This window comes from Ruminococcus sp. RTP21204st1_B2_RTP21204_210225, from assembly GCF_040914135.1.
Taxonomy (GTDB): domain Bacteria; phylum Bacillota; class Clostridia; order Oscillospirales; family Ruminococcaceae; genus Hominimerdicola; species Hominimerdicola aceti.
This window is the reverse complement of the sequence record NZ_JBCPGA010000017.1, coordinates 25,906-47,955: the sequence shown is the minus strand read 5'-3', so window position 1 is coordinate 47,955 and position 22,050 is coordinate 25,906. Positions and strand designations below refer to the sequence as shown.

The window sequence follows — 22,050 nt, the reverse complement described above, 5'->3', positions numbered from 1 at the left end:
AAAATGATCAGTTTAAAAATCAGAGAAAAAGAAACTGAAAAGACAGTAAGGAGGGCGATAAAAATATGCCAAGACAAAGAGAAATCCCGAAAATCAATTCAGTCACTGTTATCTATAATGGCGACGGAAAGACATTTGATACCTTCATGGAGTCCATGATTAACAACTATTTGAATTCAGATAGTATGTCCAAATGCTCCGACTCCGATTTTATTGAAAAGGTAGAACTTGTTGATAAAACAGCGTAATCGCTGGACTTTCAGGTCGGCTTGTGGTAGTGTCAATCTGAACGAAGTTCAGATAGGTAACGCAGACACACCACAGCGTGCCTGCCGAATTTAAAGGAGGTCGATAAAATGAGAGCGTGGCTATACTACAGATTATCTCGTGACGAAGATGAGGAAATGAACAGTCTGCAAAATCAACGACAGATTTTAGTTGATTACGCTGAGCAGAATGGTTACGAAATCGTCGGAGAGAGCTTTGATGACAATGTTTCAGGAATGACGTTTAACAGAAAAGGCTTAGGAGAACTTGAAATTGCTGTTGATGAGGGTAAGATCGATGTTGTTCTAGTCAAGGATCTATCAAGATTAGGACGACACAGAACGCAAACTGAACTGTTTATTGATCACTTGCGACAGAATAACATTAAGGTAATTTCTGTGACTGAGGGAATAGATTCATTCAATGAAAACGACGATTTGCTGATTGGGTTCAAGCAGATCTTCAACGATTTTTATGCTAAGGACATCAGCAAAAAAGTAAAAGCAGGTGTACGTCAAAAGCAGAAAGGAAAAGGTCTGATAGAGTCCTTACCCCTCGGTTACAAGCGTGACCGAAACACAAATACTGTTTTGGTAGACGATGAAACAGCTTGGATAGTGCAGGAAGTATTCAAGCTATACGTTGACGGCTACGGCTTGACCACAATCGCAAAGAAGATGAACGAACGTGGAATAAAATCACCAGAATACTATCAGCGCAGAAAGCTAGCAGATTGGAAACCCGACATCTCTAAAAAATACTTGTGGGTACAAACAGCAGTCAAACGCATTCTCACAAATGAATTATACATTGGCACAATGGTTAATCATAAGACAGTAACTTCAAAAATATACAAAACCAAAACTTTCATTCCGCCCGAAGAACAGTATCGCCATGAGAATTTCTGCGAACCAATAATTGATGAAACAACTTGGAAACAGGCACAGTTTTTACTGGAACAGCGTTCACAGATTAATCCACGTTCGCAAAATGGCAGGAATCTTCATCGCTATTCCGGATTAATAAAATGCTCCGACTGCGGGGCTTGCTTTGTAGCTCGCACAAGAAAATGGAAAGGCAAAGAGTACGTTGAATACACTTGCAACAGCGCACACCGCTACGGCAAGCAATACTGTACTCCGCACACAGTCCGTGAAAATCAGCTTGACGCTTTGATCGAAGATGAAGTCCGAGGACTTCGTGAAACGATACTTGCCGAAAGCGAACGCTACAACAAGATTGTCAAGGATTGGGTAAAGAAAAAGCCGCTGTATGAACGTCAGATACAGCAGCTCAACGATAAGATATTATCACTCCGACAGCAGATCGAAGATTTGATTATAGAGCGAATCGGCGACAGAGAACACGCACAAGTTTACAACAATATGATTACTAAGCGTGAAGAAGAAATATCCGCTATTGAAAAACGGATAACCGACTTGAGGGAATATGACAAAATCTGCAAACAGAGAAAAGAACAGCTTAAAAACACAACACAGATACTTGATGAAATCCTGTCCGAGGGTACGATTTCGGATATCAATCTAAGAATGTTAGTCAAGCGAATTTTCATTCATCAAAATGAAGATAAAAGTCTTGATATCAGATTCGAGATGAACGGAGAGTTTAATGGAACTGTCAGCGTGTTTATTGAGCCAACAGAAGAATTAGAAAGTGCATAGAAATTAAAACGAAATCCGCAGTATCGCCTGCGGATTTGTTCGTTACATATATGAATATATTAACCGACAGACGCATTAGCTATGGTAGTGCGTTTTAGCATAATATCAATTAAAAATTGTTCTTAGAGCCAGCGTGTCTGCCCATTTATTTTTACTGGAGCAAAAGAAAAAAGCCCGATAAAATCGAGCTTTTCGTGGTGCGGATGACGGGACTTGAACCCACATGACCTTGCGATCACTAGCACCTGAAGCTAGCGCGTCTGCCAATTCCGCCACATCCGCATATAAAAATTTGAAACTTTTGCTCGGCTCAAATTCAAAAGCCGAGGTGGGTGCTAATCACACTAATCCACATTTATGATGAACCGAAAAGCAGCCAAGCAAATAAATTCACTATCGTTACGCTGCCTGAAGCCAGCGCGTCTGCCTATTCCGCCATATCCGCATATAAAAATTTGAAACTTCTTACTCGGCTCAAATCTAAAACCGAGGTGGGCTTTTCACAAACAGCTCCACATGATATATGAACAGGAAATCGGCAAGCAGATAAATCCACTGTCGTTACGCTGCCTGAAGCTAGCGCGTCTGCCAATTCCGCCACATCCGCATATAAAAATTTGAAACTTTTACTCGGCTCAAATTCAAAACCGAGGTGGGTGCTTATCACACTAATCCACATTTATGATGAACCAGAAAGCAGCCAAGCAGATAAATCCACTGTCGTTACGCTGCCTGAAGCTAGCGCGTCTGCCAATTCCGCCACATCCGCATATTTAACGTTGCTCAATGCAACGTATATATTATATCATATTACACGTACTTTGTCAATACTTTTTCGCAGTTTTTTCGATAAAAACGCCAAAAAATAAAGCCTGACTAAAAAGTCAGGCTAATTTTTATATCGGAATCGTCACCCATTTTTAAACTGCTCACTAAGAGCCTGATCACTCATGCCGAAAGTCACAAGCTTGCTGAAATACTTGTTCTTCATAAGCGCCTTGATAAGTATTACACCAACTATCGTTACGCATACAAATTCGCCTAAGGCTACCCAGCCCATGTTCACAAGAAGCGGCGTCTTGAAGACATATGTCAGTTCAAAGCCAACTATCACAGCATTTGATATCACTGGGAAAAGCGACGCAACTACAAGATTTACCTTGTTTCTCAGCAGATAGATAAGAACCGCTGCCACAACTGTAGCAAGCGTTCCAAATACTACGTCCACCATTCCGAGCGTACTGAATAGATTGACTATCAAACAACCTATAGAAAGCGAAATGATGTAATCCTTGTTGAAATAACAAAGTAGCATCAAAACCTCAGATATGCGGAACTGTACCTGTCCGTATGCAAGCGAGCTGCAAAGCATCGTAGCCACAACGTATATCGCTGCAATAAGTCCCATGTTTGTTAAACGACGTGCACTGAAAATTTCCATAAAAAAATCTCCTTGTTTTTATTTGTGAGTGGTTGATCTAGGTTACACTCTATTTAATTGGAAAATAAAATAACATAAAAAGGCTGCCGCCGAAACGACAGCCCGTTTATTTACGTTAATTTAGCTATTGATTAAGCCTTGCCAACAGAACCGAAGAGTTCCATCTTCTCCTTGACCTTAGCCTTGATAGCCTCGAAGCCAGGATTGAGAAGCTTTCTTGGGTCAAAGCCCTTGCCCTGAAGATCCTTGCCCTCTTCAATGTACTTTCTTGTAGCTTCCTGGAATGAAAGCTGGCACTCTGTGTTTACGTTGATCTTTGCAACGCCAAGTGAGATTGCCTTCTTGATCATGTCATCAGGAATACCTGTACCGCCGTGAAGTACCAGTGGCATATCGCCAACCTTTTCCTTGATAGCAGCAAGTGTCTCGAATGAAAGACCTGGCCAGTTTGCTGGATACTTACCGTGAATGTTACCGATACCAGCTGCGAGCATTGTAACACCGAGATCAGCGATTGTCTTGCACTCGTCTGGATCTGCGCACTCGCCCATACCTACAACGCCGTCCTCTTCGCCGCCGATAGAACCAACTTCACACTCAATTGAAAGGCCAAGCTGATCTGCAACGTGAACGAGTTCAGTTGACTTAGCAAGGTTCTCATCAAATGGATAATGTGAACCGTCGAACATGATAGATGAGAAACCAGCCTTTACGCACTTGTAGCAGCCCTCATATGTTCCGTGGTCAAGATGAAGTGCAACAGGTACTGTGATACCAAGCTCTTCGTCCATTGCCTTAACCATAGCAGCAACTGTCTTAAAGCCTGTCATGTACTTGCCTGCGCCCTCAGATACACCAAGAATTACAGGTGACTGCAGTTCCTGAGCAGTGAGAAGGATAGCCTTTGTCCACTCAAGGTTGTTAATATTGAACTGACCTACAGCATACTTGCCTGCAAGTGCCTTTGTCATCATTTCCTTAGCTGAAACTAACATTTTTTAACGACCTCCGTTATTTAAAATTTTCCTCTATTATTATACAACATTACACCGTAAATTGCAATAGCGTGACATTAATTTAACAATTATGTAACATTTAAACCTCGTACATCTCGATGACCTTCTGAGCCACCTCGATCTTTGTGCATCTCTTATCCATAGCCTGCTTTTCAAGATATTTATGAGCCTGCTGTTCTGTAAAGCCAAGATACTGCATAAGTGAGCACTTTGCTCTGTTTATCGTTCTTATCTCTTCAAGCTTTTTGTGCAGTTTCAGGTTTTCAGACCTTATGCCCAGCATTCTTTTTCTTGCGGCACTGACAAATTTCATTGAACGGTAAAAATACTGTCTGCCTAGTGGCTTTGGTATCACCATTACGCCGAAATCTTCCAGTTTATCAGCAAGGATATCCGCATTTTCCGACTTTGCGATAGCCACACAGCTTGCGTCAGTTGAGGTGCAGACTATCTCCGCAAGCTCGTTGCCATATTCGTCTGACAATGGACAGTTTATCACGACACAGTCATAACTGCCTGACCCTACCGCACGCCTTGTTTCAAGACCCGTTGCGGCTATAGAAGTCTTGCAGGTGGGAAAGGTTTCTTTTAACAGATTCACAAGCATAGCTGTTGCCTTGTCATTGCTCGAAGCCACAAGTATCCTGTCCATTTCCCCACCTCCTTTTTTTAGCTTTCTCTGACATTACAGATGATAAAAATATCTGGCTGTTTCAAACTGCTCCTTATCGGCAGCTCTCTCATATTCTATGATAAGCTCCTTTTCTATTGCGATAAAACGCTCCAACATATGCTCAGGAAGCCTATCCGCAAGAAACTCGCTCTTTTCAGCACGTTCCACTGCCTCTTTCAAAGACTGCGGAAGTGTTTCAAGCTTTGCAAGCTCGCTTTCATCTGCCGAGCCTATATTGAAATTAATAGGTCTTGGAAGTTCTTCCTTATTTATAACGCCGTCTATGCAGGCATAAATAAGCAGACCCATAGCAAAGTAAGGATTACAGGTGTTGTCTGCTGAACGGAGTATTATACCATTCTCATCTGTATCAGCAAGCGGTGCACGAAGAAGCTGTGCATAATTTTCATGTGACCATGAAATGTACTTAGGTGCAAGCAGACTGCCAAAACGTTTGTATGAATTTGTAGTGGTGTTTAGAAACAGCGTCATATCGCCAACGTTTTTCAGTATTCCTGCTATCATGCGCTCAGCCTCTTTGGAAAGTCCGCCAAGCTGAGGTCTGAAAACATTTTCTGTGCCTTTCATGCACATGAGCATTATATGCAGACCAGATCCGCAGTTGTCGACGATAGGCTTTGGCATGAACGTTGCGTAAAGCCCGTTTCTGTCAGCCACAGATTTTACAACGTTCTTGAACGTCACAAGATTATCGGCAGCTTTCAGTGCGTTTGAATACTGAAAATCTATCTCGTTCTGACCCGGACCGGTTTCATGTCTTGAGCTTTCTGGGAAAATATCCATTTGCTCAAGTGTCAGGCATATGTCACGTCTAAGGTTTTCTCCCCTGTCAACAGGCGCAGCGTCACAATAGCCTGCATAATCGTGAGGACGCTTTGTAGGCATATCAGTATCGTCCTTTTCAAAACAGTAAAACTCGCATGAAGTACCTATCTGGAAGTTATATCCCTTGCCCTTCGCATATGCGATAGCAGTTTTGAGGAAAAACCTGCCATCTCCCTCGAAAGCCGTTCCGTCAGGATATTTCAGGTGGCAGAAAAATCTTACTACCCTGCCGTGCTGCGGTCGCCATGGAAGAAGCGCCAGCGTATCAGGGTCAGGGAAAAGTCTAAGGTCTGAAGCAGTCACATTCAAAAAGCCACCGAGCTTTGAAGCGTCAAAGATAAGTCCCTCTCTGAATATTTTCGGCAGCTCGCCTGCTATAACAGAGATAGTCTTTAGCGAACCGAATATATCGCAGAACATGAGCTTTACGAACTTTACGTCGTTTTCTTCAACGAACTGCAAAACCTCTTTCTCTGTGTATTTCATAATAAATCCTCCGTAATGATACTGTTCAGAAAAGTTTTCCGTTCCTTACTTATAATTATATCTGAACAGCCAATTCTGTAAAACCGAGCAGTTATAAAGATTTTGTTACTTTATTTTTACCTTGCGTTATTTGTCGATATCCTCCAGCCAAAGCTTAGCCACAGCGTCAGACGGCATTCTCCAATCCCCTCTCGGTGACAGGGTAACAGAACCGATCTTTGCGCCGTCAGGCAGGCAGGAGCGTTTGAACTGCTGTGAGAAAAATCTGCGATAGAATGTTTTGAGCCACTTGTCTATGACCTCGTCAGGATAATCCCCCTCAAAGGCATATTTCGCAAGCCTTTTCACCTTTGACGGCTCAAAGCCCCAGCGTATGCCATAGTAAAGGAAGAAGTCATGAAGCTCATATGGACCGACAAGGTCTTCTGTTTTCTGTGTCATCTCAGTGCCACTCTCGTCGGTAGGAAGAAGCTCAGGAGAAACAGGAGTGTCCAAAATATCGTACAGTACATCTCTCAGAATATCAGATGTGCAGGTGTCGCCGTAATATTGAACGATATGTCTTACCAGCGTTTTAGGGATAGAAGCGTTCACACCGTACATGGACATATGGTCGCCGTTGTAGGTCGCCCAGCCGAGAGCAAGCTCGCTCAGGTCGCCTGTGCCGACCACCATTCCGCTCACCTGATTTGCGATATTCATAAGCACCTTTGTGCGCTCTCTCGCCTGACCATTCTCGAACACAACGCTGTGATCGTTATAATCGTGACCGATATCTTCAAAGTGCTGTAAAACTGCTTTTGAGATATCCACCTCTCTGAACGTTACCCCCAAAGCGTCGCAAAGTATCTCCGCATTGGAGCGTGTACGCTTTGTTGTGCCAAAGCATGGCATCGTCACCGCAACGATATCAGTATGAGGACGTTTCAGCAAGTCCATTGCCATTACACACACAAGCAGTGCAAGCGTAGAATCAAGTCCCCCTGAAATGCCAATGACCACAGTCTTGGAATGTGTGTGTGCGATACGCTTCATAAGTCCATGGGACTGCATTTGCAAAATAAGGTGACAGCGCTCGTTTCTCTCCGCCTGATTTGACGGGATAAAAGGCGTTTTTGCAAATTTTCTTGTCAAAGCTGTTTCGCCAATTTCGAAGGAAAATCTCTCACGAGAAATGTTTTCCATATTCAAGAAACCGCTGTCTTTGGAAGAATAGTCCCACTCAGCACTTGCAGGATAGGTAGAAATTTTTCTGCGTTCAAAGGCAAGCTTTTTAAAATCTATTTCCGATATGGTAATGCCGTTTTCAAAAAGCCTGCTCTCTGCAAGTATAGAGCCGTTTTCCGCAATGATATTGTGACCTGAAAAGACCATATCCTGCGTTGACTCGCCGTCACCTGCAGAACAATAGATATACCCTGCCACAAGCCTTGCGGACTGGTTCGATACAAGCTGTCTGCGGTATGAGTCCTTGCCGATAACTTCATCGCTTGCAGACAGATTGCATATAAGGGTAGCCCCTGCTTTAGCAAGATAATTTGAAACAGGGTCAGCTACCCACAAGTCCTCGCAAAGTTCAAAGCCCACCACAAGCTCGGGTATCTCTTCACATACGAAAACGGTCTGTTCCATAGGCGGTATAAATTCAAACTGTCCGTACTCTCTCAGATCAATGGCAGCACATTCGCCTCTGTATGGTGCAAAATGTCTTGCCTCATAAAATTCGTTATAGTTCGGCAGATGCGTTTTAGGTACAAAGGCACGCACCTCGCCGTCCTGTATCACAGCCGCACAGTTATAAAGCTTGCCGTTTGCTCTCACAGGCACACCCACAGCCACAAGCATATCACTGTCAGCGGTAGTCTTTGCTATCTTTACAACACCCTCCATTGCCTTGTCAAGCAAAGCGTTCTGAAAGAACAAGTCCTGACAGGTATAGCCTGTTATACAAAGTTCAGGGAAAACAGCGACCTTTACGCCCTCTTCCCTGCACTTTTCAAGCTGACTGATTATTTTATCCACATTGAAGTCAATGTCTGCCACCTGTATCTCAGGGGTGCAGGCGGCGACCTTTATAAAACCGTCTTTCATAAAAATATGCTCCTTACAAGAAATTATCATTGTTATCATTATACCATTTTTTATAGGTATAAGTCAATGATTTTTACAGTATAGCAAAACTATTTTAGAACGATACTAGACAATCCGCCACTAATGTGTTAAAATTGAGATATCACATCAAAGGGGGAACGCCATATGAACAAGCTGTGGGATAAGTTTCTTTTAGGCCTTAGCTGCTGTGCATTCATGCTTGCAGAGGGAACAGATCCGTCAAACATCACCACATTGCTATTGGCTGTCATATGCTCCGCTATCTTTCAAATAAAACCAAGCTCTGCCGTTGCATACCTTCCAGTTATTGCGTACAGCTCACTTTGCATTTTCAATAAAGAAGCTTTGATACTCGCCCCTTTGGTACTTTATGATGCTTTCTGTACAAAATTTTACCCTGCTATAATCTTAACATTCATAGGCGTACTTGCAAATATATTCACTCTGGGAAAAGACATCTTCCCACTTGCCGCTCTTTTTTTGGTAAGCTTCACAATTTCAAGCCGCAGCGTTCTGAACGAAAAGCTGACAAAGATGCTCATAAATACCCGTGACAATTCAAAAGAACTTACCACCCAGCTTGTAGAGAAAAACAAAGCCATGCAGAGAAATCAAGACTACGAGATATATCTTGCCACGCTGAAAGAGCGTAACCGCATTGCAAGGGAGATACACGATAACGTGGGACATATGCTCACAAGGTCTATTTTACAGCTTGGTGCGCTCTCGGTCATAAACAAAGATGAAACTGTCGGTGAAGCCATCAACGACCTGAGCGGCACGCTGAACACCGCCATGACGAGCATACGAAGCAGCGTTCATGATCTTCATGACGATTCTATCACACTAAAGCCTGCTGTTGAAGACTGCATAAGACCTCTGAAAGACAGATTTGCAGTAAGCTGTGATTATGACTTTTCCGAAAGAATGTCACGAGATGTGAAGCTTTGCTTTATTGGCGTTATAAAAGAAGCACTTTCCAATACTGCAAAGCACAGCAACGGTGACAGCATAAAAATAATCATTCGTGAACACCCTGCTCTTTATCAGCTTAGTATCGCAGACAACGGAAGCTGTCCCGAAAAGATAGACGAAAGCGGAATGGGGCTTGCCAATATGCGAGAGCGTGCGGCTTCTTTAAATGGAAACATAAACATCACATCGGGCAGCAAGGGATTCCGCATTTTTCTGTCTGTGCCGAAACAAAACCTGACTGAACGGAGGTCTTGACATGAACATTGTTATAATAGATGATGACAAGCTTGTGGCGGTGTCGCTGAAAACCATTTTGGAAAGCACAGGCAGTGTGAAAGTTCTTGCCATGGGAAGCTGTGGCGAGGAAGCCATAGAGCTTTATTCTCTTCTCAAGCCTGATGTTCTGCTTATGGATATCCGCATGAACGGCATGAGCGGCATTGAAGCCGGCGAAAAGATCCTTGCTGGGTACCCTGACGCAAGGATACTTTATCTTACCACGTTTTCTGATGATGAATACATTATAAAGGCTGTGCTTATGGGAGCAAAGGGATATATTTTAAAGCAGGATTTTGAAAGCATATGCCCTGCCCTTGAAACCGTCATGAATGGGCAGACAGTTTTCGGCTCAGATGTTGCAAGCAAGCTTCCTGAGCTTCTTACCAATCACAGCAGTTTTGATTTTGACCACTACGGCATAGTCGAAAAAGAGCAGGAGATAATTGAACAGGTGGCAAAAGGGCTTAGCAACAAGGAAATAGCCTCACTGCTTTATCTCAGTGAGGGCACAGTGCGAAATTACATCAGCACTATCCTGGAAAAGCTCTCCCTCCGTGACCGCACACAGCTTGCTATTTTCTACTACACCAACATACAATAGCACTACAATTTCATAAAAAAGTAAAGAGGAGACGGCATGACCGCTCCTCTTTTTGTTATTATTACATTTTAGCTCTTTCCTTAGCTCTCTGTGAGTTGCTCAAAATACGCTTTCTTATTCTTATGCTCTTTGGTGTTACTTCAAGAAGCTCATCATCAGCGAGAAACTCAAGTGAATCCTCAAGGCTGAGATTTCTTGGCGGAACAAGTCTGAGCGCGTCATCAGAACCGCTTGCACGGGTATTTGTAAGGTGCTTCTTCTTGCAGACATTTACAACAAGGTCTTCCTGCTTTGGTGAAGCGCCAACTATCATTCCCTCATATACAGGTGTGCCTGCTGTGATGAACAGCTCGCCTCTCTCCTGTGCGTTGTAAAGACCGTATGTTACAGCCTCGCCTGTTTCAAACGCAACAAGTGAGCCTGTTGCTCTCTTTGGTATCTCGCCCTTATATGGCTCGTAGTCATGGAATACAGAACTCATGATACCCTCGCCCTTTGTGTCTGTAAGGAACTCGCTCTTATATCCGAAAAGTCCTCTTGCAGGGATAAGAAATTCAAGTCTCATTCTGCTTCCAACAGGTGCCATTTCCTGAAGCTCGCCCTTTCTTGCACCTATCTTCTCCATAACAGAACCTACGCAATTCTCAGGAACGTCGATAACAAGTCTTTCAATAGGCTCGCAAAGCTTGCCCTCTATCTCTTTGAACAGAACGTGCGGTGTGGAAACGCTAAGCTCATAACCCTCACGACGCATATTCTCGATAAGTATAGAAAGGTGCATTTCGCCACGGCCTGCGACCTTGAATGCGTCTGTGCTGTCTGTTTCAGAAACTCTCAGTGAAACGTCCTTAAGAAGCTCCTTGAAAAGTCTGTCTCTCAGGTGACGGCTCGTTACGAACTTGCCCTCTCTGCCTGCGAATGGCGAATTATTTACAGAGAATGTCATTTCAACTGTAGGCTCGGATATCTTTACAAAAGGTACAGCCTCAAAGTTGCCGAAGTCACAGATAGTGTCACCGATAGTGATGTTCTCGATACCGCTTATACAAACGATATCGCCAGCCTTTGCACTCTGGCATGGAACTCTGTTAAGTCCCTCTATCTGATACATTGTAACTATCTTACCACGATATTCCTTCTTAGTCTGATGATAGTCGCCGATCGTAACGTCCTGATTAACTTTCATTTCGCCACGCTCGATACGGCCGATAGCTATTCTTCCTACATACTCGTTGTAGTCGATAGCGGAAACAAGATACTGCATTGGACCCTCAGTATCTACCTCAGGTGCAGGGATATAGCTGAGTATCTCATCAAAGAGAGGTATCATATCCTTGCCCTCTTCGTCTGGCGAATGAGTAGCTGTACCTGCTCTGCCTGAGCAATAAAGGATAGGGCTGTCAAGCTGCTCGTCAGTAGCGTCAAGATCCATTAGAAGCTCGAGAACTTCGTCGCCTACCTCGTTAAGACGAGCGTCAGGTCTGTCTATCTTATTAATAACGATGATTATTTTATGACCAAGCTCAAGTGCTTTCTGAAGCACAAATCTTGTCTGTGGCATTGGACCCTCGGCTGCGTCCACAAGCAGTATAACACCGTTTACCATTTTAAGAACACGCTCTACCTCACCACCGAAATCAGCATGGCCTGGGGTGTCGATAACGTTTATCTTAACATCCTTATACTTGATAGAAGTATTCTTTGCAAGGATAGTGATTCCTCTCTCACGCTCGATATCGTTTGAGTCCATGACTCTTTCTTCTACAGCCTGATTTTCTCTGAAAGTACCGCTCTGCTTGAGCATCTGGTCTACAAGGGTAGTCTTACCGTGGTCAACGTGGGCAATAATAGCAACATTTCTTAAATCTTCTCTAATCATACATACTCCTCCGATTTATCAAGACACAGCAAAGCGAATGCTTTCTGTAACGATTTGCTTAATATATTTCGCAAAAATTATAAACAATAAAAATTATAAATATATTTTCTCCCATCAAAGGAAAGAAAATCGTAATTTTTCACAAAAAGCCTATAAAACACAAAAGCACCTTGCGAAATTTTCCGCAAGGTAACTTTCCTAATTGAGAATTATAGCACATTTTTGCCGATTTGTCAAGAAAAAAGTATCATTCACAGGTTACGCCTTTTGTATGGTGTGCCTTAGATTAAATGATTTATGTTTTTGGCTGTTTTACACAATATTGCGCCGCTAATATTTTACACAAAAATAATTGAAATCATGGTATAAAAGTTGTATAATATCAATAATCAAAGATATAACTTTGATAACAGAGATCATATATTTTGAAAGGCGGAATAATCAAATGGCTAACAGAATGATACTTAATGAAACTTCATATTTCGGTGCAGGCTCGATCAGCAAGATAGTTACAGAGGCAAAGAAGAGAGCTTTTAAAAAGGCTCTTGTTGTAACAGACCCTGACCTTATCAAATTTAACGTTGCAAAGAACGTTACAGATCTTTTGGAGGAAGCAGGACTTGCTTATGAAATATTCTCTCAGGTAAAGGCTAACCCTACTGTAAAGGTAGTAAAGGCTGGTATCGAGGCTTTTAAGGCAGCAGGTGCTGACTATCTTATCGCTATCGGCGGCGGCTCATCAATGGACACTGCAAAGGCTATCGGTATCATCATAAACAACCCTGAGTATGCTGACGTTACTTCTCTTGAGGGCGCTATCGACACAAAGAATCCTAGTGTTCCTATAATCGCAGTTCCTACAACAGCAGGCACAGCCGCAGAGGTAACTATCAACTATGTTATCACAGACGAGGAGAAAAAGAGAAAGTTCGTTTGCGTTGACCCTCATGATATTCCAGTTGTTGCAGTTATCGACGCTAAGATGATGTCATCAATGCCAAAGGGACTTACAGCTTCAACAGGTATGGACGCTCTTACACACGCTATCGAGGGCTACACAACACTTGGCGCTTGGGAGCTTACAGACATGATGCACCTTAAAGCAATAGAGATAATCTCACGTTCACTGAGAAAGGCTGTTGAGAATGACCCACAGGGACGTGAGGATATGGCTCTCGGTCAGTATATCGCAGGCATGGGCTTCTCAAACGTTGGTCTTGGCGTTGTTCACGGCATGGCTCACCCGCTCGGTGCATTCTATGACACACCTCACGGAATTGCAAACGCTGTACTTCTTCCATATGTAATGGAGTACAACGCTGAATACACAGGCGAAAAGTTCAAGTACATCGCAGAAGCAATGGGCGTTGACACAACAGGCATGAGCCAGGCTGAATACAGAGCAGCCGCAGTAAACGCAGTTAAGCAGCTTTCAAAGGACGTTGGAATTCCTGAGAAGCTCCACGAGATAGGCGTTAAGGAAGAGGATCTTCAGGCTTTGAGCGAATCTGCATTTGCAGACGTATGCACAGGAGGAAATCCAAGACCTTGCACAGTTGAGTCTATCCTCGGCATCTACAAGACAGCATTCTAATTCAAAAATCTTTTATCTGCCCTCGGTTTTCGGGGGCAGATTTTTATTGCCCGAAAAGAATATTTATGGTATAATACATTTAAAGTGAGTTTAAAGTTCATAGGTTATCATATATCGTAAGATATTATACTGACTTATAGGGAGGAATTTTAATGAGATTACTTCTTGCTGAGGACGAGGTTGAGCTTGCAAATGCGATTTCGGCAGTGCTTAAACACAAAAATTATTCTGTTGACGCTGTTTACAACGGCATCGACGCATACAACTATGCAATTGCACAGGATTATGACGGCATAATACTTGACATTATGATGCCCGGTATGGACGGCATACAGGTGCTTACAAAACTCCGTGAACAGGGTATCGACTCCCCTGTTCTTCTGCTTACTGCAAAGTCTGATATTGACGATAGGATAACCGGACTTGATTCGGGTGCTGACGATTATCTTACAAAGCCCTTTGCAATGGGCGAGCTTCTTGCGAGAATAAGGGCAATGACACGCCGCCGCACTGAGTTTGCACCCTCTACCCTTACTTTTGGAAACGTTTCTCTCAACAGACAGAGCTTTGAGCTTTCAGGTCCTAACGGCTCTCAGAAGCTTGGCAACAAAGAGTTTCAAATGATAGAAGCCCTTATGCTAAATCACGGCACGCTTATTTCAACGGAGCGTTTCATGGAAAAGATATGGGGCTATGACTCTGACGCTGAGATAAACGTGGTGTGGGTGTATATTTCATATCTGCGTAAAAAGCTTGGTCTTATCGGTGCAGATATCGAGATAAAAGCCACAAGGGGCGTGGGCTACACACTAGAGGAAAAGCATAATGATTAAGCGTTTACAGCGGAAATTCGTTGTTATCGCCGCTGTGTGCCTTCTTATCGTAGAGTTTGCCATAATAGGCGGCATAAATGGAGTGAACATCTATCAGACCAACAAGAATGCAGACAATCTGCTGAACATAATAATCGAAAATGACGGCAGATTTCCTGAGTTCGACCCCAAGGGCATGAAGCATGACAAGCCGCAGGATAATTCAGACAGCTCATCTCCCCCTGAGAGCAAAAAGCCTGATAAGCACAGAGGCTTTAACGAGGAAACTAAGTATCAGACAAGGTATTTTGTTGTATACGCCGACAGCAATGGCGAAATAACCAAGGTAGATACAGGACACGTTGCGGCGGTGTCAAGTTCGCAGGCTATAGAATACGGCAAAAGCATTCTTGACAGCGGCAAGACTTCAGGCACGTCAGGAAACTACCGCTACAAAACAGGCGACACTGACAAAGGCAAGATAATAGTTTTCATGGACTGCCGCAGTGACGCCGCAACTAAAAACCGTTTCCTTCTTGTGTCATGTGCCATAGGGGCGGCAGGATATATACTTGTATGTCTGCTTATCATAATCTTCTCAAAGCGTGCAATAAGACCTGTTGTGGAAAGCTTTGAAAAGCAAAAGCAGTTCATCACCGACGCAGGGCACGAGATAAAAACGCCGCTGGCCATAATCTCCGCAAACACGGAAGTTCTTGAAATGGTGTCAGAGCCAAACCAGTGGACGGTGAGCATAAAAAATCAGATAACAAGGCTCAACGGTCTACTGAAAGAGCTTTTAAGCCTTGCAAAAATGGAGGAGGAAAAGCCTGCTCTTACCATGGCTGATTTCAATATTTCTGACGCTGTTTATGACGCCGCTTCGCCTTTTACTACCCTTGCGGAAACAAAGGGCAAAAAGCTCACCATTGATGTTGCCAACGGACTTTCCTATCACGGCGACGAGGGTGCGATAAGACAGCTTGTTTCTATCCTCACGGAAAATGCGGTAAAATACGCTGACGATGGCGGCGAGATAATAGTAAAGCTTTTCACCTCTCACAGTGGCAAGGAAACTGACCTTGAAGTTTCAAACACCTGCAAAGAACCACCGCAAGGCGACCTAACAAAACTTTTTGACAGATTTTATCGTGACGACAGCTCACGTTCTCGGTCAAAGGGAGAGAAAAAAGGAGGCTACGGCATTGGGCTTTCTATTGCACAGGCAATAGTCAGGTCGCACAAAAGCAAGATATCATGCAAAGCCGAAAACGGCATGATGATATTTACAGCACAGCTTAAATAACTGCAAAGCAGAGTTGGTCACCAGCCACTCTGCTTTTTTATAATATGACATTTGTCACATGAAGATGTGACTTTGCTCACTAGCTTTTTGGCGGATAGTATTGTATAATGATAATACAAACTAAGGGAGGTTTTTTCTTATGGCTGAAACTGTAGTAAAAATAGACAATCTGGTAAAAAGATACAAGGAACTTATTGCTCTTGACCACTTTGATCTTGAAATAAAAAAAGGCGAGGTCTTCGGACTTCTCGGTCCTAACGGTTCGGGCAAGACCACCACGATAAACTGCCTGCTCTCACTGTTGGCATACGATAAAGGCGACATCGAGATATTCGGTGAAAAAATGTCCCCTGTGAACTATGGGGTAAAAAAGCGTATTGGCGTTATAATGCAGAATGTTGCGGTGTTTGACGAGCTGACTGTGTATGAGAACATTGACTATTTTTGCGGGCTTTACATCACCGACAAAGCCACACGAAAGAAATATGTTGACGATGCCATAGCTTTTGTGGGGCTTGAGGACTTTGTGAAGTTCCACCCTAAAAAGCTTTCAGGGGGTCTGCTCAGACGACTTAACATTGCCTGTGGTATCGCTCACAAGCCTGAGCTTATCATACTCGATGAGCCGACAGTTGCTGTTGACCCACAATCAAGAAACAAGATACTGGAGGGCATTTTACAGCTCAACCGTGAAGGTGCGACTATAATTTACACCTCCCACTACATGGAAGAAGTCGAGCAGATATGCACCCGTATCGCCATAATGGATAAGGGCAGTAAGATAGCCGAGGGTACTACAGAGGAACTCAAACGAATGATAAAAAACACCGAAACTATCACCGCCGAGATACTCCAGCTTCCTGAAAACGTCCGTGAACAAATAGAAGCTTTGGAACACGTTTATAATGTTTCCTATGCCGACAACAAGCTCGTTGCACGCTGTACAGGGGGACGGCACAATCTTATTGAGATACTGAAAATATTGCAGGAAAATCAGGTGGGCTTCGGCAGCGTTTATTCTGAGCAGCCTACCCTCAATGACGTTTTCCTTGAAATAACCGGCAAAGCTCTCAGGGATAAGGAGTGATAGAATGTTCTCAAACATATTCAAATACGAATTTAAAAGCTGTCTGCGTCAAAAAGCCGTACTCTTCTGGCTAATAGCCTTTCCTATAATACTGGGTTGCTTTTTTAAGATGGCGTTTTCAGGAATATACGAAAAAGATGTTGTATTCAATGCGATACCTGTTGCGGTGACAAATATAGAAGAAAACGATATCCTTAAGCAGGTGCTTGAACAGATATCAAATAGTGATGAGGCTCTTTTCAAGGTGACTTATACAGACATTGACAAGGCAGAAGAAATGCTTAAAAGCGAGGATATAAAAGGCATTATAAAGGCTTCCGACCTCTCCCTTGAGTTTGGCTCAACAGGTATCCAGCAGACCATTGTAAAGACTTTCATACAGCAATACAAAACGCAGGAAAAGATAATAACCGACACTGCAAAGAACGCTCCGCAAAAGCTTGATAAGGTCATAGCTTCCCTTTCTGAAAAGATAAGCCCAAATGAGGATATACCTCTCCACGGCAATCCTGACATAACGATACAGTTTTTCTATAATCTCCTTGCCATGACGGCACTTTTCGGCTCGATGTCAGGTCTGTTCGTGGCACAGGAAAATCAGGGCGACCTGTCTGCACTTGGCGCAAGACGTTGCTGTTCTCCAGTGAACAAGCTTACAAGCATAACGGCAACGCTCCTTGCTTTTCATGTGGTGGAAATGATATGCATGGTGATATCGGTGACGTTCCTGAGATTTGTGCTTAAAGTGGATTTCGGCAGTAAGCTCCCCCTTGTTTACCTTGCCGCAGTGCTAGGCGGAATAATGGGAATATCCATGGGATTTTTCGTTGGCTCTTTCCGCATAAAAGAGGGTTTAAAAATGTCTGTAGTCATGGCGGTATCAATGACCTGCTGTTTCTTCAGCGGTCTTATGTCAAACACCATGAAAGGCACTGTTGCAGAGCATTGCCCGATATTCAATGAAATAAACCCTGCCGCCATTATCTCAGACAGCTTTTACTGTCTTAATCTCTACGAGGACTACAGGCGGTTCACAGTGAAGATAATTTCAATGGCGATATACACAGTGCTGTTCACCCTTGGTGGATATGTTCTTACAAGGAGGCGTAAATATGCAAGTCTTTAAGACCTTTATGAAAATACTCAAAACAAGGCTTACGTCTGCTATATTATATCTCGTCATATTTATGGTCATAGCAGTAATAATGGCGGATACTGCAAAAGATAACAATGGCTATGAGGACTACAAAATGTCCATATCCGTCATTGACCGTGACAACAGTGCCGAAAGCAAGCGTTTGCAGGACTTTATATTCAGCGGCAACAAAAAGGTGGAGCTTGCAGATGATGAAGACGAGGTCATCGACGCCGTTTATTATCAGCGTGCCAACTATGTTCTGTATATAAACAAGGGCTTTGGCGACAAGATAAACGCAGGGGATTTTGACGGACTTTTTGAGAATTTCAAAATGCCCTCCAGCTACGGCGGACAGCTTTTTGAAAGCAGGCTTGACGGCTATCTTTCAAGCGTAAAGGCGTACATGACGGCAGGTGAAAGCACAGAAAACGCTATGGAGCTTGCCCAAACGGCAGTTTCTCAGCAAGTAAAGGCGGAGCTTAAAAACTTTAACAACAAGGGCGGAACAGGTATGCCGGCAATATTCGGCTACTATTTTCAGTATCTTGCATACGTTATGCTTTCCATGCTCATTGTTACCCTTTGCCCCGTTATACTTACGCTAAACAGAAAGGGCGTTCGAGAACGCACAATGTGTTCAAGCCTGACGTCAGCAAACTACAGCAGACAGACGGCTCTTGGGGCAAGTATCTTGGTGTTTAGCATATGGCTTTTGTTTATGATAGTCGCAATAATTTGGGGCAAAACGCTCAGCGTGAAATTCTGGCTTGCCTGTCTTAACAGCTTTGTATATATCATTGCCGCCGCAGGCATAGCAATGATAATAGCGCAGTTTGACCTTAGCGACAACGGTATAACTGCTATATCGAACATAATCGGTCTTGGCATGAGCTTTCTTTGCGGAGTTTTCGTGCCGCAGGAATTGCTCACAGGAGGCGTTCTTGCAGTGGGAAGATTGTTCCCTGCATACTGGTACACCAAAGCCAACAATATGCTTTTCGGCATGAGCGGTGGAGTATTCAGCACAAAGGAATATCTTATCTGCATCGGTATCGAAGCACTGTTTGCAGTGGCATTCTTCGCTGTGGCTGCTTTGCTTGTTAAGCAAAAGCGTGAGGGTGATGTAAATTCCCTTGCATAAGTTGACAATAATATGGCTGTGTGTTATACTCTTATTGTTACGGAGCTGACACACAGCCTTTTTGCGTCAGCTAAAGAAGATCATAGATGAAAAAAGAGGAAAAAGTATGGATAGATTACAGCTTGACAAAAATGCAAAGCTCACAGGCAGAGTATATTTCAAAGACGAGGTAATGTGGCTCGGTCTTTCAGGAAGCGGTGCGTCATTCACATTTGACGGCACAAAGCTTGTTTTGAAGCTCAAAGGCGACAATATCGCAGTGGGCGATAATCCTATCGACTATGCAAGGATAGCCGTTTATGTTGACGGCAAGAGAGTAGTTGACGAGATGATCGACTGTGCAGAAAAAGAGATCACGGTAATAGACCGCACGGAAAACGCTCAGTCAGTTGTGGAGATAATAAAGCTTTCAGAATCTCCAATGTCAGCAGTTGGCGTTGAGGCTTTCGCCGAGGGCAGTGCTGAGGCTTTGCCTGAAAAACCGCTTAAAATAGAATTTATCGGCGACTCTATAACCTGTGGCTATGGTGTTGATGATGAGGACGAAAACCACCAGTTCACCACCGCCACAGAGGACGTTACAAAAGCCTATGCCTACAAGACCGCCAAGGCACTTGACGCTGAATACAGTATGTTTTCAGCCAGTGGCTACGGTATAATCTCAGGCTACACAGAAGGTGACGAGCCTATCAGTGAACAGACAATTCCACAGTTCTATTGCAGCTACGGCTTTTCAAGGGGCAATTTTGCAGGAACTGCTCCGCAGGATATCCCTTGGGATTTCAGCAAATATATTCCGCAGATAATCGTTATAAACCTTGGCACAAACGACGACAGCTACTGCCGTGACTACAAGGACAGGCAGGCTGTTTTCTCAAAGCTTTATGCTGATTTTCTTGCGGTCGTTCGTGAGAAAAATCCGCAGGCTTACATTCTCTGCACTGTTGGAATAATGGGCGAGAGGATATTCCCTGCTGTTGAGGAGGGAATAAAGATATATCTTAAAAGCCACGCTGACAGCAAGATAAGCTCAATGATGTTCCATGAGCAGGACGGTGCAAACGACGGCTTTGCGGCAAACTGGCACCCTACTGAAAAGACCCACCAAAAGGCAGCGACAGTGCTTACGGAAAAACTCAGAGAGATAATAAAAAGTATATAACAAAAGCGACAGTCGGTAACGGCTGCCGCTTTTTTGTCATTTTACGCCAATTCTCATTCTGTAGCAGAACGAACAGGAAAGCATGGCTAGTTTCAGACCTGTTCTTTGAAAGCTTTCCTTATAAGAAAACATATTTCAGCACGAAAAGCACTGCAAGCACATACATAAGCGGTGTGATATCCTTGCGCTTTCCACAAACAAGATTTATAACAACGTATGAGATTATTCCAAGAGAGATGCCCTCTGAAATGCTGTAGAAAAGAGGCATTGAAAGAATACAAAGATACGCAGGGATAGCCTTTGTATAATTGCCGTCATCAAACTTGATGTCAGTGATAGAGCTGAACATCAAAAAGCCTACTACTATAAGTGCAGGAGCTGTTGCAAAGGATGGTATAGCCGTGAAGATAGGTGCAAAGAACATTGACAGTGCAAACAGCACTGCGGCTGTGATAGAGGTAAGACCTGTTCTGCCTCCTGCGGCAACGCCTGCTGAGGACTCAACGAATGTTGTGGTGGTGGAAGTACCAAGAACTGCGCCTGCTGTTGTGGCAACGGCGTCAGCAAGAAGCGCAGGCTTTATCTGCGGAAGTCTGCCCTTTTCATCAAGCATATCTGCCTTTGAACATACGCCGATAAGAGTGCCTAAAGTGTCGAAAAGGTCAACGAACAGGAAGGAGAATACCACGACTATAAAATTGAAGATGCCAATACTGTGCATATCCACCTTAAAGCACTGACCAAATGTTTCGCCAAGCTTTGAAAAATCCGTAAGCGACATTGTAGGGAAAAGCGAATTATAGCCGCTTTCAGCGTCAGGAACATACAGCCCCACAAGTTGACATATCATGCCTATTACCCATGTTGCCACTATACCCATAAGAATAGAGCCACGGACTTTTTTGATATATAGGATAATAGTGATGAAAAGTCCTACGATAGTGAGAAGCGCACATATGCCCGAAGTTGTGAAATTCTTGCGGAAGCCTGTTATGGTAACAAGAGTGGCTGAACTGTCAACGCAAAGTCCGGCATTCTGAAGTCCGATAAAGGCAATGTAAAGACCGATACCAACGGACACCGCTTTTTTCAGCACCACAGGTATTGCATTGAAAATGGCTTCTCTGACGTTTGTAAGAGAAAGCACGATGAAAACTATGCCCTCGATGAACACCGCCAGCAGTGCAACCTGCCATGGATAGCCATAGCCTGCCACAACAGTGTAAGCCATATAAGCGTTAAGTCCCATGCCTGCGGAAAGCACAAAAGGCAGATTTGCCATAAGTCCCATGCACACTGTTCCAATAACAGAGGCGATACAGGTGGCAAGAAGTACGGCTGTAGGATCCATGCCCGTTCTGCCGAGAATGCTCGGGTTTATGGCAAGGATATATGCCATGGTCATGAAAGTCGTCACACCCGCCATTATCTCAGTTTTAACATCGGTGTGATTTTCTTTCAGCTTGAATAATTTTTCCGTCATATTTTATTATGCCTGCGTTGCAGACATTTCCTCCTTTCAATACGGGGATACTATCTTATTATACCGATTT

18 protein-coding genes and 1 tRNA gene are annotated in these 22,050 nt (G+C 43.6%); 11 read left to right on the top strand and 8 right to left on the bottom strand.

The window, feature by feature from the left end; all coding sequences use genetic code 11:
• Window positions 1-65: 65 nt before the first annotated feature.
• Together AB5123_RS07985 and AB5123_RS07980 are read left to right on the top strand one after the other, a co-directional pair.
• Window positions 66-248, top strand: a complete 183-nt coding sequence (locus tag AB5123_RS07985) for a hypothetical protein (RefSeq protein ID WP_368364677.1) — start codon at window positions 66-68, stop codon at window positions 246-248.
• A gap of 108 nt (window positions 249-356) precedes the next feature.
• Complete coding sequence (locus tag AB5123_RS07980; RefSeq protein WP_368364676.1) at window positions 357-1,949, top strand: recombinase family protein; 1,593 nt, start codon at window positions 357-359, stop codon at window positions 1,947-1,949.
• Between the two features lie 195 nt (window positions 1,950-2,144).
• Here AB5123_RS07980 and AB5123_RS07975 read toward each other — a convergent pair.
• The 6 genes from AB5123_RS07975 to AB5123_RS07950 form a co-directional block, all read right to left on the bottom strand.
• Window positions 2,145-2,231, bottom strand: a tRNA-Leu gene (locus tag AB5123_RS07975).
• Between the two features lie 628 nt (window positions 2,232-2,859).
• On the bottom strand, window positions 2,860-3,390 hold the full coding sequence (locus AB5123_RS07970) for a QueT transporter family protein (protein WP_038671335.1): 531 nt from the start codon (window positions 3,388-3,390) through the stop codon (window positions 2,860-2,862).
• A gap of 131 nt (window positions 3,391-3,521) precedes the next feature.
• Complete coding sequence (gene fba / locus AB5123_RS07965; RefSeq protein WP_038671333.1) at window positions 3,522-4,385, bottom strand: class II fructose-1,6-bisphosphate aldolase; 864 nt, start codon at window positions 4,383-4,385, stop codon at window positions 3,522-3,524.
• A gap of 100 nt (window positions 4,386-4,485) precedes the next feature.
• Window positions 4,486-5,058, bottom strand: a complete 573-nt coding sequence (locus tag AB5123_RS07960; RefSeq protein ID WP_337812456.1) for an ANTAR domain-containing protein — start codon at window positions 5,056-5,058, stop codon at window positions 4,486-4,488.
• Between the two features lie 33 nt (window positions 5,059-5,091).
• A complete protein-coding gene (locus AB5123_RS07955) occupies window positions 5,092-6,411 on the bottom strand; it encodes a glutamine synthetase family protein (RefSeq protein ID WP_022288386.1) in 1,320 nt (439 codons plus the stop codon).
• Between the two features lie 126 nt (window positions 6,412-6,537).
• A complete protein-coding gene (locus AB5123_RS07950) occupies window positions 6,538-8,502 on the bottom strand; it encodes an NAD(+) synthase (RefSeq protein WP_337812455.1) in 1,965 nt (654 codons plus the stop codon).
• A gap of 165 nt (window positions 8,503-8,667) precedes the next feature.
• Between AB5123_RS07950 and AB5123_RS07945 the strand changes: the two genes are divergently transcribed.
• Both AB5123_RS07945 and AB5123_RS07940 read left to right on the top strand, forming a co-directional pair.
• Window positions 8,668-9,753 (top strand): histidine kinase, encoded by a 1,086-nt coding sequence (locus AB5123_RS07945; protein WP_337812454.1) that lies wholly within the window; start codon window positions 8,668-8,670, stop codon window positions 9,751-9,753.
• A 1-nt stretch (window position 9,754) separates the two neighbouring features.
• Window positions 9,755-10,378, top strand: a complete 624-nt coding sequence (locus tag AB5123_RS07940) for a response regulator transcription factor (RefSeq protein ID WP_022288383.1) — start codon at window positions 9,755-9,757, stop codon at window positions 10,376-10,378.
• A gap of 61 nt (window positions 10,379-10,439) precedes the next feature.
• Here AB5123_RS07940 and typA read toward each other — a convergent pair whose 3' ends face one another.
• The gene (typA, locus tag AB5123_RS07935) at window positions 10,440-12,257 is read right to left on the bottom strand and encodes a translational GTPase TypA (RefSeq protein WP_117856712.1); all 1,818 of its coding nucleotides are present in this window, start codon (window positions 12,255-12,257) and stop codon (window positions 10,440-10,442) included.
• Window positions 12,258-12,702: 445 nt separating this feature from the next.
• On the opposite strand from typA, the gene fucO reads away from it, so the two are divergent.
• From fucO to AB5123_RS07900, 7 genes are all read left to right on the top strand, one after another.
• Complete coding sequence (gene fucO, locus AB5123_RS07930; RefSeq protein ID WP_117924039.1) at window positions 12,703-13,851, top strand: lactaldehyde reductase; 1,149 nt, start codon at window positions 12,703-12,705, stop codon at window positions 13,849-13,851.
• Between the two features lie 152 nt (window positions 13,852-14,003).
• A complete protein-coding gene (locus AB5123_RS07925; RefSeq protein WP_278946250.1) occupies window positions 14,004-14,684 on the top strand; it encodes a response regulator transcription factor in 681 nt (226 codons plus the stop codon).
• On the top strand, window positions 14,677-15,969 hold the full coding sequence (locus AB5123_RS07920) for a sensor histidine kinase (protein ID WP_368364675.1): 1,293 nt from the start codon (window positions 14,677-14,679) through the stop codon (window positions 15,967-15,969). Before AB5123_RS07925 ends, AB5123_RS07920 begins: the two co-directional genes overlap by 8 nt.
• 139 nt (window positions 15,970-16,108) lie before the next feature.
• Window positions 16,109-17,056, top strand: a complete 948-nt coding sequence (locus tag AB5123_RS07915; RefSeq protein ID WP_038671318.1) for an ABC transporter ATP-binding protein — start codon at window positions 16,109-16,111, stop codon at window positions 17,054-17,056.
• A gap of 4 nt (window positions 17,057-17,060) precedes the next feature.
• The gene (locus AB5123_RS07910) at window positions 17,061-18,182 is read left to right on the top strand and encodes an ABC transporter permease (protein WP_337777729.1); all 1,122 of its coding nucleotides are present in this window, start codon (window positions 17,061-17,063) and stop codon (window positions 18,180-18,182) included.
• Window positions 18,169-19,335 (top strand): ABC transporter permease, encoded by a 1,167-nt coding sequence (locus AB5123_RS07905; protein ID WP_278460382.1) that lies wholly within the window; start codon window positions 18,169-18,171, stop codon window positions 19,333-19,335. Before AB5123_RS07910 ends, AB5123_RS07905 begins: the two co-directional genes overlap by 14 nt.
• A gap of 106 nt (window positions 19,336-19,441) precedes the next feature.
• Window positions 19,442-20,497, top strand: a complete 1,056-nt coding sequence (locus tag AB5123_RS07900; RefSeq protein WP_195247378.1) for an SGNH/GDSL hydrolase family protein — start codon at window positions 19,442-19,444, stop codon at window positions 20,495-20,497.
• Window positions 20,498-20,615: 118 nt separating this feature from the next.
• Here AB5123_RS07900 and AB5123_RS07895 read toward each other — a convergent pair whose 3' ends face one another.
• Complete coding sequence (locus AB5123_RS07895; RefSeq protein ID WP_256322234.1) at window positions 20,616-21,980, bottom strand: NCS2 family permease; 1,365 nt, start codon at window positions 21,978-21,980, stop codon at window positions 20,616-20,618.
• Between the last annotated feature and the right edge of the window lie 70 nt (window positions 21,981-22,050).